Annotated in this window: 13 protein-coding genes and 1 tRNA gene; 8 read left to right on the forward strand and 6 right to left on the reverse strand. The window is 60.0% G+C overall.

Annotated features, from left to right (window positions below):
* The first annotated feature begins 1,113 nt into the window (after positions 1-1,113).
* Complete coding sequence (locus ACQE3M_RS09070; protein WP_430505281.1) at positions 1,114-1,677, forward strand: TATA-box-binding protein; 564 nt, start codon at positions 1,114-1,116, stop codon at positions 1,675-1,677.
* Between the two features lie 105 nt (positions 1,678-1,782).
* Here the strand turns inward: ACQE3M_RS09070 and ACQE3M_RS09075 are convergent, their stop codons facing one another.
* The gene (locus ACQE3M_RS09075) at positions 1,783-2,985 is read right to left on the reverse strand and encodes a Cdc6/Cdc18 family protein (protein WP_430505282.1); all 1,203 of its coding nucleotides are present in this window, start codon (positions 2,983-2,985) and stop codon (positions 1,783-1,785) included.
* Between the two features lie 1,395 nt (positions 2,986-4,380).
* Between ACQE3M_RS09075 and ACQE3M_RS09080 the strand changes: the two genes are divergently transcribed.
* Both ACQE3M_RS09080 and ACQE3M_RS09085 read left to right on the forward strand, forming a co-directional pair.
* Positions 4,381-5,022, forward strand: a complete 642-nt coding sequence (locus ACQE3M_RS09080) for a hypothetical protein (protein ID WP_430505283.1) — start codon at positions 4,381-4,383, stop codon at positions 5,020-5,022.
* 119 nt (positions 5,023-5,141) lie between these two features.
* Complete coding sequence (locus tag ACQE3M_RS09085; RefSeq protein WP_430505284.1) at positions 5,142-7,169, forward strand: DEAD/DEAH box helicase; 2,028 nt, start codon at positions 5,142-5,144, stop codon at positions 7,167-7,169.
* Between the two features lie 20 nt (positions 7,170-7,189).
* On the opposite strand, the gene ACQE3M_RS09090 is transcribed toward ACQE3M_RS09085, so the two are convergent.
* The gene (locus ACQE3M_RS09090) at positions 7,190-8,173 is read right to left on the reverse strand and encodes a hypothetical protein (RefSeq protein ID WP_430505285.1); all 984 of its coding nucleotides are present in this window, start codon (positions 8,171-8,173) and stop codon (positions 7,190-7,192) included.
* A 166-nt stretch (positions 8,174-8,339) separates the two neighbouring features.
* Here ACQE3M_RS09090 and ACQE3M_RS09095 point away from each other — a divergent pair.
* Positions 8,340-8,413 (forward strand) — tRNA-Tyr (locus ACQE3M_RS09095).
* A gap of 162 nt (positions 8,414-8,575) precedes the next feature.
* On the opposite strand, the gene ACQE3M_RS09100 is transcribed toward ACQE3M_RS09095, so the two are convergent.
* Both ACQE3M_RS09100 and ACQE3M_RS09105 read right to left on the reverse strand, forming a co-directional pair.
* Positions 8,576-9,070, reverse strand: coding sequence for a hypothetical protein (locus ACQE3M_RS09100; RefSeq protein ID WP_430505286.1), 495 nt, complete (start codon positions 9,068-9,070; stop codon positions 8,576-8,578).
* 164 nt (positions 9,071-9,234) lie between these two features.
* Positions 9,235-9,570, reverse strand: coding sequence for a hypothetical protein (locus ACQE3M_RS09105; protein ID WP_430505287.1), 336 nt, complete (start codon positions 9,568-9,570; stop codon positions 9,235-9,237).
* Between the two features lie 425 nt (positions 9,571-9,995).
* Here ACQE3M_RS09105 and ACQE3M_RS09110 point away from each other — a divergent pair, with 425 nt between their 5' ends.
* From ACQE3M_RS09110 to ACQE3M_RS09120, 3 genes are all read left to right on the forward strand, one after another.
* A complete protein-coding gene (locus ACQE3M_RS09110; RefSeq protein ID WP_430505288.1) occupies positions 9,996-10,835 on the forward strand; it encodes a hypothetical protein in 840 nt (279 codons plus the stop codon).
* Positions 10,832-11,344, forward strand: a complete 513-nt coding sequence (locus tag ACQE3M_RS09115; protein WP_430505289.1) for a hypothetical protein — start codon at positions 10,832-10,834, stop codon at positions 11,342-11,344. Before ACQE3M_RS09110 ends, ACQE3M_RS09115 begins: the two co-directional genes overlap by 4 nt.
* A gap of 228 nt (positions 11,345-11,572) precedes the next feature.
* Positions 11,573-11,758 (forward strand): hypothetical protein, encoded by a 186-nt coding sequence (locus tag ACQE3M_RS09120; RefSeq protein ID WP_430505290.1) that lies wholly within the window; start codon positions 11,573-11,575, stop codon positions 11,756-11,758.
* 25 nt (positions 11,759-11,783) lie between these two features.
* Here ACQE3M_RS09120 and ACQE3M_RS09125 read toward each other — a convergent pair whose 3' ends face one another.
* Together ACQE3M_RS09125 and ACQE3M_RS09130 are read right to left on the reverse strand one after the other, a co-directional pair.
* Positions 11,784-12,062 carry a hypothetical protein gene (locus ACQE3M_RS09125; RefSeq protein ID WP_430505291.1) on the reverse strand — a complete coding sequence of 93 codons (279 nt, stop codon included), beginning with the start codon at positions 12,060-12,062 and terminating at the stop codon, positions 11,784-11,786.
* Positions 12,063-12,106: 44 nt separating this feature from the next.
* The gene (locus ACQE3M_RS09130) at positions 12,107-12,841 is read right to left on the reverse strand and encodes a hypothetical protein (RefSeq protein WP_430505292.1); all 735 of its coding nucleotides are present in this window, start codon (positions 12,839-12,841) and stop codon (positions 12,107-12,109) included.
* Positions 12,842-13,143: 302 nt separating this feature from the next.
* On the opposite strand from ACQE3M_RS09130, the gene ACQE3M_RS09135 reads away from it, so the two are divergent.
* Positions 13,144-13,380, forward strand: coding sequence for a hypothetical protein (locus ACQE3M_RS09135; RefSeq protein ID WP_430505293.1), 237 nt, complete (start codon positions 13,144-13,146; stop codon positions 13,378-13,380).
* The last annotated feature ends 479 nt before the right edge of the window (positions 13,381-13,859 follow it).

Here is a 13,859-nt window from a genome sequence, read left to right on the forward strand (position 1 = left end):
CCGGCACGGAGGGGGTTTGGCGGAGATTCGATTGACGTAACGTCAATGAATCACCATTGCATGGTCCAAGTGTCCGGTGCACCCAGAACGACCGGGTGACACCGGACCATCATGGCTCACATCAGATCCCGTCTGTACGCCGGAGCGCAGGGGCGGAATCCTCATCTTCTCCGGACCCGTTAATTGGCCTCGATGGGCTATAAACCCTTCGAAGGCTGGCGAGTCCGAGCGAAGCCGGACCGAGTTGAACGGTCCGAGTTCGCGTTGCGTTCTTCGCAATACGTTCAACGACTGGCCCATGTATAAGGCCGTCGGAACGCGTATCGTGAGGCCCCGAAGGGCGTCACGTCCCCGAGTTAGCTCGGGTCTTCGCATTCATGACGAACGCCCTGTCATACTTAAGGGCGTCGTCATGGATCGGCCGTCCGCCGAAGCGGACGACCATCATCCCCTCGCGGGGACCTTCGCATTCATACGAATGGCAGGTAATTACTTAACCTCGTCGTTCTATCCGCTCCCCGTCACGCGGTTTCATAGGTGATTACACTCATGAGAAACCGTAAAAGACCGAGCAGTAATCGATCCAGAGACACAGATGTAACGCGAGCTTCGGACGCAGTGGTGCCCGCCAGGCAACAGCGACTACAAAGGCGATCGAGACCCCCGGTGTGGGAAAGACCGCGGACGCAGCGAGGATCACGAACAGCTCTATCCGCCCACGCGGAGTGACGGGAGGGACGGCCAGTCCAGGTAGTCGACACTGGCAACAGTGGGTGAACAACGGTACGAGGACAACGAGTGAGTGAACCGGTGATGGCGGTTCATATGGGAGGATGCATCGAGGGACTGAATAGTACCTCGCGTACACGCGCATGCGCTCGATTTAGTTTTTTCCGGACTCCAGGCGGCGTCGAATGGGTTTACCCGGCGAACAGCGTTGCGGGGGCTCGCTGGTCGTTTCCGACCTCTGAGGGGCCTTTGTCACCGGCGGCCACCCGCACTCCACGAGCACGAGTCGGACGATCGGAAGTATATAAGCACGAATCGAGCCGGCGAACGTTCGTTTATAACACGGGCGTTTATAAGGGAGGGGGACACATATAAAAGCGAACGATGACAGAAGACCCCGCAGAATCGATCGAGATCCAGAACGTGGTGGCATCAACGGGGATCGGTCAGGAGCTTGACCTGGAGGCGCTGGCGGAGGACCTGCCAGGCGCTGATTTCAACCCCGACAACTTCCCCGGTCTCGTGTACCGCACGCAGGAACCGAAGGCTGCAGCACTTATCTTCCGGTCCGGGAAGATCGTCTGTACTGGTGCCAAGAGCATCGACGACGTCCACGAAGCACTCGGAATCATCTTCGAGAAGCTGCGGGGCCTGAGCATTCCCGTCGAGGAGGACCCGGACATCACGGTCCAGAACATCGTCTCCAGCGCGGACCTGGGCCACAACCTGAACCTGAACGCGCTCGCTATCGGGCTCGGACTCGAGGACGTCGAGTACGAGCCGGAGCAGTTCCCCGGGCTCGTTTACCGGATGGACGACCCCGAGGTCGTCATCCTGCTGTTCGGGAGCGGAAAGATCGTCATCACTGGCGGCAAGGAAACGGACGATGCGGAGGAAGCGGTCGAGGAGATCGTCGACCGGATCGAGAGCCTCGGCCTCCTCGGCTAACGGGGCGGACCAGTCACCTCGCAGGAGCGCGGGCGATACGGTCACGTCGACGCCGGCGGATTCCGTGCGGGGCAGGTCGTCGACGTCGGGTTCGCGTCGGCGACGTCAGCTATCGCGATTTTCGGTCAGTACCTCTTTGACGACTTCGGGATCCTCGAGCAGCTGGTGTTTCGTGTAGCTTCCCTCGGCGCTCCCGCCGCTGTGCTTGGACTGCTCGATGATGTCGAGGAACGCGTGCTCCTTCAGCAGGTCGCGCACGCGACGGAGCGAGAGGCTGTCGGACCCCTCCTGTCGACAGATGTTCTCGTAGATGTCGTAGACGCGGCTGGTTCGGAAGCCGTCCTGGCGCCCGTTCGATAGCGACAGGAGCGCGAGAGCCTGCAGGACGTACCGCGAGTGTGGCGTCGACCCGCGGATGAGCTCGCGGAAGCGGTCCGTCTCCGCGCGCTCGCGGGCCTGCGTGACGAAGTCCTCCTTGACTGTCCGCTCGCCGTTCGCCTGGGCGATCTCGCCGGCGTATCGGAGGATGTCGATGGCCTTGCGGGCGTCCCCGTGCTCGCGCGCGGCGAGCGCGGCGGCCCGCGGGATCGTCGACGGTTCGAGGACACCGTCGTGGAACGCGTCCGAGCGCGCCTCCATGATGTCGCCCAGCTGCTCGGCGTCGTACGGAGGGAAGACGAACTCGCGCTCACAGAGGCTCGACTTGACGCGCTCGTCCATGCGGTCCTTGTACTGGATCTTGTTACTGATGCCGACGACGCCGAGCTTGCAGTCGGTGATCTTGCCGGCCTCGCCCGCGCGGGACAGCTGCATCAGGATGGCGTCGTCGTCGAGTTTGTCGATCTCGTCGAGGATGATGAGGACGACGTCGTAGCGCTCGTCGAGAATGCGCCAGAGTCGCTTGTAGTACGTCGACGTCGACAGGCCCTTGTCGGGGACGTTGATCCCGGTGTCCTCGGCGTCGTTGACGCTGGCCGCGATCGTCTGGACGGCCTGGGTCTCGGTCGTGTCCTGCGCGCAGTCGACGTACGCGAAGGTCGCATTGACTCCCTCGTCGCTGGCGGTGTTGACGAGTCGCTGGGAGACGTACTTCGCACAGAGCGATTTACCGGTGCCTGTCTTGCCGTAAATGAGTACGTTGCTCGGACTCTGCCCGAAGATGGCGGGGTTGACCGCGGTCGCGAGGTCGGAGATCTCGTCGTCGCGACCGACGATCCGTCCTTCTCCAGGCAGGTGACTGATCTCGAGGAGCTCCTTGTTCGCGAAGATGGGGTCCTCGCGAGTGAAGAGGTCGTCCGCTGCGTCCATACACGGGACACCACGTTTCCGGTGAAATACATTGCGTTTCGATCGGATTGAGACACACACCGTGTTTCCGGTGGAGGTGGGGGTTGGGTGGGTGTAGGGGGTTGGAAACGGGGGTTTCGTTTCACCGGAAACGTGGTGTGTAACCAGAAACGGAGCGTGCGCTGAGCGGAAGGGAAACAGCCGAAAACGACACGGACAACAGGTTGCTCCTATCGTACTCACCGTGAGATCTCACGTATTTGATACCAAGGCCCAGAAGCAAGAGACGGCAAACGGGAATCCAGAAGCAAGAGATGGTAAACAGGGATCCAGAAGAAACGGAACGTAGTCGCAGAAGGTGCGGAGGAGGTGGAGACGCAGAAGAAGCATAGACCCAGAAGAGCTGAGCGATTCGGAGAGGGATATCACCGAGGTTCGGATGATCTCGATAACTGTTGTGGCGGTAGTCGGACGTTGGAAGGCACGGAATACCGATCTCTGTCATCAGTAGCCGCAGAGCGCTTTGACGAGCAACTCGTTCCTCGCCAAGCTACCACCAAACCCCGTCGCTGAGCCGGTATCGATAAAGTCGGATTTCGACTGGAGCCAGATTGTTGCCCGGTATAGTGGATTTACTGTTGCCACTTAGTGAACTTTTACAGCGTTTATTATTTAAAATGTGGTGATATCGCTCGAAGTCCAGCGGACAGCGATGATGGCAATCCCCCAAACCATCCAACCCCAATACCCCGTTTCACCGGAAACGAGGTGTGACCGCCCATCTATTCACACCAGACAAGCGGGTGTCGGGACGCCAGGGACGTTGCGGCGCTGCCTGAACAGACCACCCCTGGGTGATCAGACCACTAGGTGATCGGACACTTCGTGACTCTCGATGAGACCTCGTAGTAAGAACTCCGAGAGAGTCCTTCGGAGGTACCTCCAGGAGATCCTCTGTCTGGGCATGGGCTTCCGCCTCGGCGAGGAAAACGTTCAGTCTGGACTACCAGCCTACGGATTGGTGGACAACTAGCCCGCTGATCGGGGGCAGACGGACACCCGTTCACCGGAAACACGGTGTCCGTCCCATCTGCGACCAGCTTTCCCTGTTGCAAGCCCGCTCCTCCTCCCTCACGGTTCAAACCCTCACAGCGTCGGCGTTTCACCGGAAACCCGGTCTCCGACACCCTGCCGATCACCCACCTGGCCGAACCGGTAACTGGCTCCCGAGATCTTTCACCGGAAACGTGGTCTGTCCATCGCTACCGAGGCAGGTCTCTCGCCCGCTACCGAGGCGGATCTCTCGCCCGCAACAGATCGTCATCCCGTAACTTCCTCCACAAACACCTCGACTGTTGGCGGAAACCCGGCCGAAGCGGCACAATACACATAATGGGGTAGTTCGTATAGACACGTGTGGCATCCCGACAGAACGGTCCGGGAGCCGGCAACACTCCTGGTCTCGGTTCGCAGGGTACTATCGACCGACCTGGTGGGAGCCCCCGCACGCCTCCCGAACCAGTCGACGACACCTCTCCCGCGAAACGGCGGAAGCCATCCGACCCGCCGGTTCGGGACCCCAGTCTGTATGCCCTCACAGACCACTTCAAAGACCGACTGGGCCAGCCCGGGCGGTACGTAACACTCCGGAGCGTCAGCGACGCCATTCGTGAGGGGCAGCTCCGCTGGAACACGTCCGACGGCTGGCGGTTCGCCCAGACGGTCGAGGGCGTCCGCGTGATCGTCGTCGTCAGCGACACGGACACGCAATCGCCCGTCGTCGTCACTTCGTGGACGGAGGTCGCGGACTGGGACACGGTGGTCTCGTCGACGCGCTGGGACGAGACGGACGCTCACACGATCCGCCTCCGGGAGGCCCTCAGCGAGGACGCGGACAGGCAGGTCCCGGACCGCATCCGCCCACGCGACGTCGACAGGCCGTTCGTCGTCGGCGACCACCGCATCCGGACCGCCCCCGGAAACGGGTACGTCGTCTGCGAGGAGTGCGGCGGGCGCTTCCGCTCGAAAACCGAGCTCTCGACGCGGTACTGCCAGTAGTTCCCCCGGTTCAGCAGCCCCAACGCCCGGAATCCGACAGGTCCGACGCCCCGGAATCCGACGGGCCCGACGCCCCGTAACCCGGCAGCCCTTTGCCGCCGAGCCTCTTCTTCCCAATAATGGACGACTCGGACGAGAACCCATCGACGGACAGGACGACGGTTGGCAACCAAGACGAGCCAGCCGAAACTCCCGAAGCCGGTGTGGACACCGTCGATGACGAGGCAATCGTCGATGGCGAGGCCGCCGGTTCAGGGGACCAAGCAGACAACGCGAAAGACGCGAGCGACGCAGGCGACGCAGACGACGCGGACGACGCAGTCCACGCGGACGACGCAGTCGAACCGATCACGCTCGAACGATTCTACGAGGCCGTCGAAGCCGAAGGCCAGTCGGTCCTTACGGCCCAGCAGGTCGCGCGTCGACTCGACACCGACCAGTCGACCGCACGCGATGGGCTGGACGAGCTCGCAGCCACCGAGGACCTCGGACGGCTCGACGTGGAAGCCGATCCCGTCGTGTTCTACCCGGGCGAAATGAACGACCTCGCCACGCAGGAGCGCGTGGTCGTGTTCCCCTCGCGCCGCGAGATCGTCGTCGACCAGCCGACGCAGTACACGCGCGCCCAGCTCGCACAGTTCGCGCACCTGGTGGACACCACGGGCTCCGACCCCGGAACCCGCGGATACCTCTACCGGATCCGGCAGGAGGACGTCTGGGTCGCGCCGTTCGAGGACCTCGAGGAGCTACTCGGGAGCATCCGCTCGGTGCTCCCGCGCCGGTACGCCCACCTCGAGGAGTGGGTGACCGACCAGTGGAAGCGTGCCCACCGGTTCCGCCTGTACACCCACGAGGACGACTACGTGGTGCTCGAAGCCGCCAACGAGAGCCTGATGGGCAACGTCGCGGACAACCACCTCGAGGACGAGTGGCTCCGCGCGCCCATCTCGGACACGGAGGCGTGGGTCGTCGAAAGTGAGATCGCCGCGATCAAGCGGGCGCTGTACGAGGCGGGCTACCCCGTCGAGGACGACCGCGACCTCGAATCCGGCGAGGAGCTCGACGTCGAGGCTACCACGGAGCTCAGGGACTATCAGCAGGAGTGGGTCGAGACGTTCCTCGAGAACCGGTCCGGCGTCTACGTCGGGCCACCGGGCTCCGGGAAGACCGTCGCCGCGGTGGGCACGATCGCGGCCGTCGGCGGCGAGACGCTTATCCTCGTCCCGTCGCGCGAACTCGCCGACCAGTGGACGGCCGAACTCCTCGCACACTCCACTCTCGACGAGGACGACGTCGGCCAGTACCACGGCGGCCAGAAGGAGATCGCCCCGGTCACCATCGCCACGTATCAGACCGCGGGGATGGACCGCCACCGGAGCCTCTTCGACTCCCGCGAGTGGGGGCTCATCGTCTACGACGAGGCCCACCACATCCCCGCGCCGGTCTTCTCGCGCTCGGCCGACCTCCAGGCCAAGCACCGGCTCGGCCTCTCCGCGACGCCGGTCCGCGAGACCGGCAGCGAGGAGGAGATCTACACTCTCATCGGCCCGCCCATCGGCGCAGACTGGGACAAGCTGTTCGCGGCCGGCTTCGTCCAGGAGCCCGAGGTCGAGATCCGCTACGTCCCCTGGCGCGACGACGCCGCCCGCGACGTTTACGTGAGCGCCACGGGACGCGAGCGTCGCCGCCTCGCCGCCGAGAACCCGGCCAAGATCGAGGAGGCCCGGTACCTGCTCTCGAAGCATCCGGACAAGAAGGCCCTCGTCTTCGTCGAGTACCTCGACCAGGGCGAGGAGCTCGCCGACGCACTCGACGCGCCGTTCATCAGCGGCGAGACGCGTCACCGCGAACGCAACCGGCGCTTCGAGCAGTTCCGCCAGGGCGAAATCGACACGCTGGTCGTCTCCCGCGTCGGCGACGAGGGGATCGACCTGCCTGACGCGGAACTCGCCATCGTCGCCTCCGGCCTCGGCGGCTCCCGCCGACAGGGGGCCCAGCGAGCCGGACGGACCATGCGCCCCGCCGGCAGCGCGGAGGTCGCCGTCCTCGCGACACGTGGCACCAGCGAGGAGGAGTTCGCCCAGCGCCAGATGCGCCACCTGGCCCAGAAGGGCGTTCGCGTCCGCGAAACCAACGTCGGCGAGTAGCGAGCGCGAGGAGAGTCGACCTACGAGAAGTCCTCCAGGGTGCCGTCCGGATCGCTACCCCCTTCGCCGTCCCCCGAAGCGTCGCCGGCGCGTCCGTCGTTGTCGTCACCGGCGCGTCCGTCGTCGCGGTCGCCGGCGCGTCCGTCGTCGCGGTCGCCGGCGCGTCCGTCGTCGCGGTCGCCGTCGCTGTCGCCGTCTGTATCTGCGTCGCCGTCGCTGTCGACGGAATCGTCACCACCGACCTCGTCGGGTTCGGTCCACGGGTCCTCCGGATCGACCGGCTCGACGGCCTGCATGAGCTCCTCCTCGGTGTACTCGCGGTCCTCGTCGAGCAGCATCGCGAGCTTCTGCCACCGGGCGCTGAGTTCGGACTCGCCCTCGGGCCCGACGCGCGCGCCGCGGGTCTTGAAGAAGCGCGTGCCGCGACCCATCCGCGATCCCTCGCCCGTGTGCTGGTCGAAGATGACGTCGTACTCGTCGCCCGGTTCGAGGTCGCCTACCGGGAAGTCGTGGGCTGGCTCCTCGCCGGCCTCGCGCGCTTCCGCGCGCAGCTCCGCGACGCGGCCGAAGTACTCGTCGGCGTTCGGGGCCTCGCGCGACGACTCCGCGCGCGCGGCCGTCAGCGCGGCGTGGATCGCGCAGATCCGGCCCTTCCACTCGGCCGGCTCCCATCGCTCCGTCGCGAGCTCCTCGTAGCGCTCGATGAGGAGCGCGGCCTCGTCGCCGGCCCTGAGGTCCTCGACGACGTAGAGGTTCAGCCGGTCCCAGAGGTTCCACGCGTAGCCCGAGCGCGCCAGCTCCCACGCGGCCCAGGCCGCGATCTCCTCGTCGGAGCGCCGCACGGCCTTCTGGAGCAGGCTCGATACGTCGAACCGGTTGTACCCGCCGTCCGTCTCGTCGGCGCCGGACTCCTCGCCGAAGTCGTTCGTCCCCGTCGCCTCCGGCGGGGTGTCCGTCTCCAGGCTCCCGTCCGTGCCGAACGTCGCCTGGCGCTCGTCGCTCATACTCCCGGACAGCGCCCGCGGCATCTTAAAAAGGACGCACCAACCGGGCAGGCTGGCGGCGAGATCGAGATGGCGAGGTCGGCGCGCGGAACCATGAGAGTCCGCGACGATGGCGGGTCCAAAAGAGAATTCTTAAGTCGGAACCAGCGATTACGTAGTAATGCGACCGGCCTTAGCTCAGCCTGGTAGAGCAGCCGACTGTAGATCGGCATGTCCCCCGTTCAATTCGGGGAGGCCGGACTGACTTTTCAGCCGAATTGTACTCGATACCGGAGAGGCCTCCCTCGCTGTCCGAAAACTACTGATTGAACCCCTCGTGAGTCTCGTAAGGGCCGCCTTCGAAGCACACGTGAGGAATTCGTATCGAACGGGCTGGTCGGTGACGGATCCCCTTCGATGCGGTTACACAACCTCGTAGTATCCGGTTAATTCGTCCGTTCGTCCGGGATCACGAATCGTTTTCCCGGCATCTTCGAACCCGTCGGGATACTCGAACTTCGTGGTAAACGTGTGGACCCCTTCGCTCTTCGGGGGCGTGGAGTATTCCCACCAGACGATCCAGTTACCGTCGTCGTTTATTTCGGGGTCGTTCCAGAATCGGTCGGGATCTTCTATCGGTTCGCCGTCGATCGAGGCGGAAAACTCGACGGCATCTAACCATCTCTCGATGTCTGTTCTTCTCGATTCACCATTGACGTCGACCCAGCCGACGTAATGAGTCACCCAGTTTCCGGCTGGGACCTCAGCGGCGTCCTCTTTCGAGGGGAATGGATTGACTCGGGTTTCCCGGACTCTCCCATTCGGAAGTTCCCCTTCGCCGCGTGCCGACGCCGTCGAGGACAGTCCCAGGGTTGCGATACCAGTACCGACAGCTTTCACGTACCGTCGACGTCGCATAGCGAGGAGATAGGTCGGACTTTTAATAAATATTGGTTAATTATTCGATCGATCTTCACCAGTAATATTTCTGGAGAAACGTTGCCAGCGGGTTCGAGGTCCACGCCGACGAGTCGGCTGGCACGAAGTCGATGAACACCCGTTCCTGACGCGGCCGCGACGCTTTAAAAGCGCGGATGCACCCACACCAGCCCGTCCCCATACGCCGCAACCCACGCGCCAGGGTCGTCCAGCTCCCGCTGCAGTAGCTCCTGCTGCCCGCGGTACACGCCGTGCTTGTCGAACTGGACGGCCACGAGCGAGCGCGACGCCAGCTCGTAGTAGATCGCGCGGGTCGCGTCGGGGCCGACGCCGACGAGGTCGCGGCCGTCCTCGAACCGGAGCAGGTTCTTCGCCATCTTGTCGCCGTGGACGCCCGAGCGATGCGCCTGGAGCTCGGCCGCGAGTTCCTGGAACACTTCGAGCCTCGTCGGGTCGGCCGCGGAGTCGGAAGTCGCCATATGAGACGGGACGGGTTTCACCGGAAAAGAGGTGAGCCAAGGGGGTGGCGTGAAAGTGAAACTGATCCGGCGGAGTGTGCCGGGAGCGCGCTCGTCGTCGGGGTGTCAGCGTTGCAGCGGCGCAGTGGGTCTCGCGTAGCGAGCGATGGGTGCAGTCAGTCGGACGCGACGTGCTGGGCGCGTGGGGCCTCGATTCGCTCACCGAGGAGCTGGGTGGCTAGCTTATATGGACTCCAAAAGGAACCAAATTCCCAGAAATCGCTTAACAGATTGTTTGAAGTGAGCTACTAGATCCGATTGATACTGATGGCTCCATGTTAGGAGGTTTGGTCGTTCCCAATATTGGTATTAGGTCTGTTCGCTCTTTATTTGACATTCCATGTAAGTGAGAACATTTATTATTAGTAGTGCTAGTTAATTTGTCAATGAAGTTCTTAGTCTATACTGTGGATATTTCGGATGACAACGCTACCCTAGGCAGTTTCGAGCCGGGCGCAGACAAAGACCTGACCCGAGTAATCAACTGGATTGAAGATATGGATCTCGAAAGGGTCCTTAATAATGATACAGTCAAGCTCTTAGTCGATAATATTGACTATGATAAGAACGCGGGCCTAGTGACAGCTGATGTGTACAAAGAACAAAGTCACAGCAAGGCGCTCCATCAGTTGGCAGAGGATGGGGATGGAATGACTATCCAAGAGATTATCTCAGAACATGAAGACGCCTTCGTGAACGGTGTATTTGGGATGACAAAGGTCGACGATGAAGTGCATATAATCCTTGAAAATAGATTTGGTTCTTATTTCGTCTCAGCGTGTAAAGATATGGATCCTGTCCCGCAGTATTCTTCCGATACAATTCATTCAATTCAGGACTCGGAAACGATTGGAAGGACGACACTAGATTTCGCAGACGACTTTGATCTGACAGCATCCTTGTTAAAGACGCCCAAGGATGAAGATGTTCGCGAGAATGAGGGGTTCGGGAAAACAGATATTACCAACACTCTCCTGTCTGCATTCTCTATCTCCCGAGCACATAGAGTGTCTCTCGACATCGAGCGAGATGAGTGGTTAAACAACGTCGAAGTTTTCGACGAGCTGGTGGAGTCGGGGATCGTGACAGCCGTTAGGATTGAAGACACAAAAAACGGTGTTGTGAGACTCGGTGAAGGGGGAGAGCGGGCAATTAGACACAGCATCGAAACAACGAGATCTGATAAGAGAGCTGTCAAAGAAGCATTCCAAAATCTCCAACAATGATTCTAAACCTTCTCCGAACCATCTCGGAACTGGGTGATTATTTAGATAAAATCCACTATCCGTGGGTTAGAATGATCGTCTATTTTGGTGTAAGTATCGTCACAGGAGTGTTATTATCTAATAGTCCAAATGCAGAAAAATTGCCAATACTAACTCTAACTGCTATATTATTTGGGTTTACGATCAACGCAGTAGTTATGTTGGGAAATTCTTCGGAACATTATCTTTCAGAAACGGGAGACCACAGAGACCAACTCAAACACTACTACAAGAAAGCTCTACATATCTCCATTCACACGCTTGGGATCGGAATAATCACGATAGTAGCCTTTGGATTGTTTCAATTGTTCCCAGGACTTAATGTTACTCTCACACAGATGACACTACTTGGGTACACGGTGGAGGTTGGGGCGGTGAGTTCAGTTGCTTACTCTCTTACCGTCTATTATCTGATGATGTTCTCGACTGTCGTTGCTTCAACAGCTGAGTTAGTCAAAATACGGATATAGCAAATCCTGAAGGACTCACTAACGCAACAGGGATAGCATCTCAGGTCTTACTTTCACTTTCGTTCTTCATGACTCAAAAATAATAGCCACCCACCGCTTCCGGAGTTTGTGGGAAAGACAAATCCGACGTACTGCGATGTGACAGCGTCGAAAGAAGACTAGTGGAGCAACTTCAACTGCATACTCCGGGCACACAAACGAGACACTTTCGAACAAGTCTTCCTGAAGATGCGGAAGAACTCCGACGCAGCCGACTATCTGAACTCGACGAACCCGCGAGTCGGGATGGATCTCTCCCTCTACGTCGAGGCGGAGCTGGAGCGGCAGGAGTTGCGTGCGAAGGTCGCCGATCTCGAGAAGGAGTTAGACCAGATGGAATCGTATTTGGCTGAACGAGAAGTATACGAAGAGTGAATCGAATGAGACTGGGCAAGCAGACTTAGTTAGAATTTATTTCTTCAGATTCTGATTTGTCAATAATACTTTCAACTTTTCCCATCGCGGCTTTCAAATCCATTTCAACATCCTCGGCAAGTGCTTCATTTTCAACAGATCTCACGTTAATGAACTCTTTTTCGTCATCAGTTTGCCTGATCACGTCGGCATCGTCAATCCCCTCATACCACGATTCGGCCTCACAGGCAGCATACGCGTCCTGATTCTTCCGCTCCTCGACGAATGCTCGAAGATCGGTCTTGAACGCCTCAAATAAATTCATATATTTATCAACTTAATCGGGACCTTGTTAGTGTAACTATTAACTCAGAAGTGATCTTGGACGTGTTCAACTAGGAAAGGAGCTCCAAATGCGGGAACAAATTCGTCGGTGAGCCAACGACGTATGTCGGTGTTCTCAACGGTTCTCCCGCCTTCGATTACGTTCTCTTTCCGAGCAATGACTTCGACAACATCCGACAGGTCCACCATCGTAATTTCTTCGAGCGTCTCGCCAGTTCTCACCTGCTTAGCCCAGAGCGTCCAACGTAACCCATCAGTTCCGATAGCAATGAGATAGCGTTTTTCTCTACTTTCGATGTACTTGGCGAACGTGTTCACCTCTATGTATTTGCGGATATCTTCCGTCGCTCTCTTTTTTGAGTGATCGAATTGCTCTTCGTTCGCAGCTTTTGCTTCCAAGATACAGACGCTCTCGGGGTCATCCGTCTCCAGTTTATAATCCGGCTGCTTGTTCTCTACTTTGTCGAAGGTCGTTGGACGCCGAACGAAGTGAGAGCCTTCCCCCTCATATTGCTCGGATATCGGGTTGATATACCTCAGGGCGTGTAGAACCGGCTCGATGAGATACTGCTCGGTGAAATCTTCCGGTGCCTGATGAACTTTTGGCCCTTTAAGTGTCTTATGTGTCTTTAATACGCTTCGGAGCTCCCCTCCCTCCCCAAGCTCTTTGAATTTGAGCGGGAACACAGTTAGCTGCTTTCGCACCCGACCGGCTATTGCTTCTTCTTTGTATGTATCCAGAGGCCGCTCCTGTGTCATTCGATTAAACTCTCGAATCACCCCCTGTTAATTGGGGTGATCACGTGCGGACGATCCCCTGAACCCGTTCCTACCTATCATTGGGGAAGTGAGGGTCGCTCCTAGAACAGTCCAGGATGCGATCACGACCGCGCCACGACGAATTCGATCCAGAAAAGTCGCCAATCCCCGGTTCCCACGCGTGACGCCTGCTAAAGCGGTTTTAACCCACCGTCAATCGCGTTAAACGGGATTAAACCACCCCGAAATCGGGTTCAGCGCTTATCCCCCTTTTACCACTCCACCCGCTACGTCGATTTGCAATGTTCGAAGCAGACCCGCTCACGATGGTAACGCTCGCACAGGACGCAGCCAACGTGGTCGCGCAGGCCGGCCCGCCGTCCGGACTGCCGGACCCGGTCCCGGACTTCGTGAGCCAGATCCTCGACACGGTCGGCTCCTCGGCCGGCGACGCGAAGGACGGCCTCGGCGAGGCCATCCGCTCGATCACTCCCGGTGGCAGTGACGCCGCCGAGGGCGCGAGCAACGCCGGGCAGTAAGCTGCAGTGATCGACCCCACCGAACCACTCGCTCGAACCGCCGACTGACCCCTTTTCTACCCCGCGTCATCCGCGTCCGTCCGCGTAGGTCCGCGTAGGTCCGCGTCCGTCCGCGTCCGCCCGACGTCCTCTCAAACCGGCCGCAGCTCCAGGACCAGCAGCAAGGTCGCGCGCCGAGGACCGCGAGGACGGGATCGATCGGATCGAAGACCGGTGTCTACCCGGACGTTGGGAGCGACTGCAACGGCACGACGATTTATAAATCGTATTTATGCTATCAAATAGTACGGTGGCGGCTCATCGCGAACGCTTCTTCGATTCCGCGCTCGTCCGGGCCGCGGGCAACGGGCTCCTGCTCGGAAAGTTCGTGGACACCACCTCGCCAGCGGCGTGAAGTACGCCGCGGGCCTGACGGGCGTGGCCCCGTGGCGTTCCTCGTGTTCGTCCGAGTCCACCCGGAGTTCCGGATCGCGTCGGAC

The sequence above is a fragment of the Halosubterraneus shenae genome (genome assembly GCF_050510935.1).
Lineage (GTDB): Archaea > Halobacteriota > Halobacteria > Halobacteriales > Haloferacaceae > JBDGPU01.

Excerpts from the sequence above, each read along its gene's own strand:
- ACQE3M_RS09130 (WP_430505292.1), bottom strand. The coding sequence starts at position 12,841 with ATGACACAGGAGCGGCCTCTGGATACATACAAAGAAGAAGCAATAGCC.
- ACQE3M_RS09100 (WP_430505286.1), bottom strand. The coding sequence starts at position 9,070 with ATGCGACGTCGACGGTACGTGAAAGCTGTCGGTACTGGTATCGCAACC.
- ACQE3M_RS09085 (WP_430505284.1), top strand. The coding sequence starts at position 5,142 with ATGGACGACTCGGACGAGAACCCATCGACGGACAGGACGACGGTTGGC.
- ACQE3M_RS09120 (WP_430505290.1), top strand. The coding sequence starts at position 11,573 with ATGCGGAAGAACTCCGACGCAGCCGACTATCTGAACTCGACGAACCCG.
- ACQE3M_RS09105 (WP_430505287.1), bottom strand. The coding sequence starts at position 9,570 with ATGGCGACTTCCGACTCCGCGGCCGACCCGACGAGGCTCGAAGTGTTC.
- ACQE3M_RS09135 (WP_430505293.1), top strand. The coding sequence starts at position 13,144 with ATGTTCGAAGCAGACCCGCTCACGATGGTAACGCTCGCACAGGACGCA.
- ACQE3M_RS09070 (WP_430505281.1), top strand. The coding sequence starts at position 1,114 with ATGACAGAAGACCCCGCAGAATCGATCGAGATCCAGAACGTGGTGGCA.
- ACQE3M_RS09110 (WP_430505288.1), top strand. The coding sequence starts at position 9,996 with ATGAAGTTCTTAGTCTATACTGTGGATATTTCGGATGACAACGCTACC.
- ACQE3M_RS09125 (WP_430505291.1), bottom strand. The coding sequence starts at position 12,062 with ATGAATTTATTTGAGGCGTTCAAGACCGATCTTCGAGCATTCGTCGAG.
- ACQE3M_RS09090 (WP_430505285.1), bottom strand. The coding sequence starts at position 8,173 with ATGAGCGACGAGCGCCAGGCGACGTTCGGCACGGACGGGAGCCTGGAG.
- ACQE3M_RS09075 (WP_430505282.1), bottom strand. The coding sequence starts at position 2,985 with ATGGACGCAGCGGACGACCTCTTCACTCGCGAGGACCCCATCTTCGCG.
- ACQE3M_RS09115 (WP_430505289.1), top strand. The coding sequence starts at position 10,832 with ATGATTCTAAACCTTCTCCGAACCATCTCGGAACTGGGTGATTATTTA.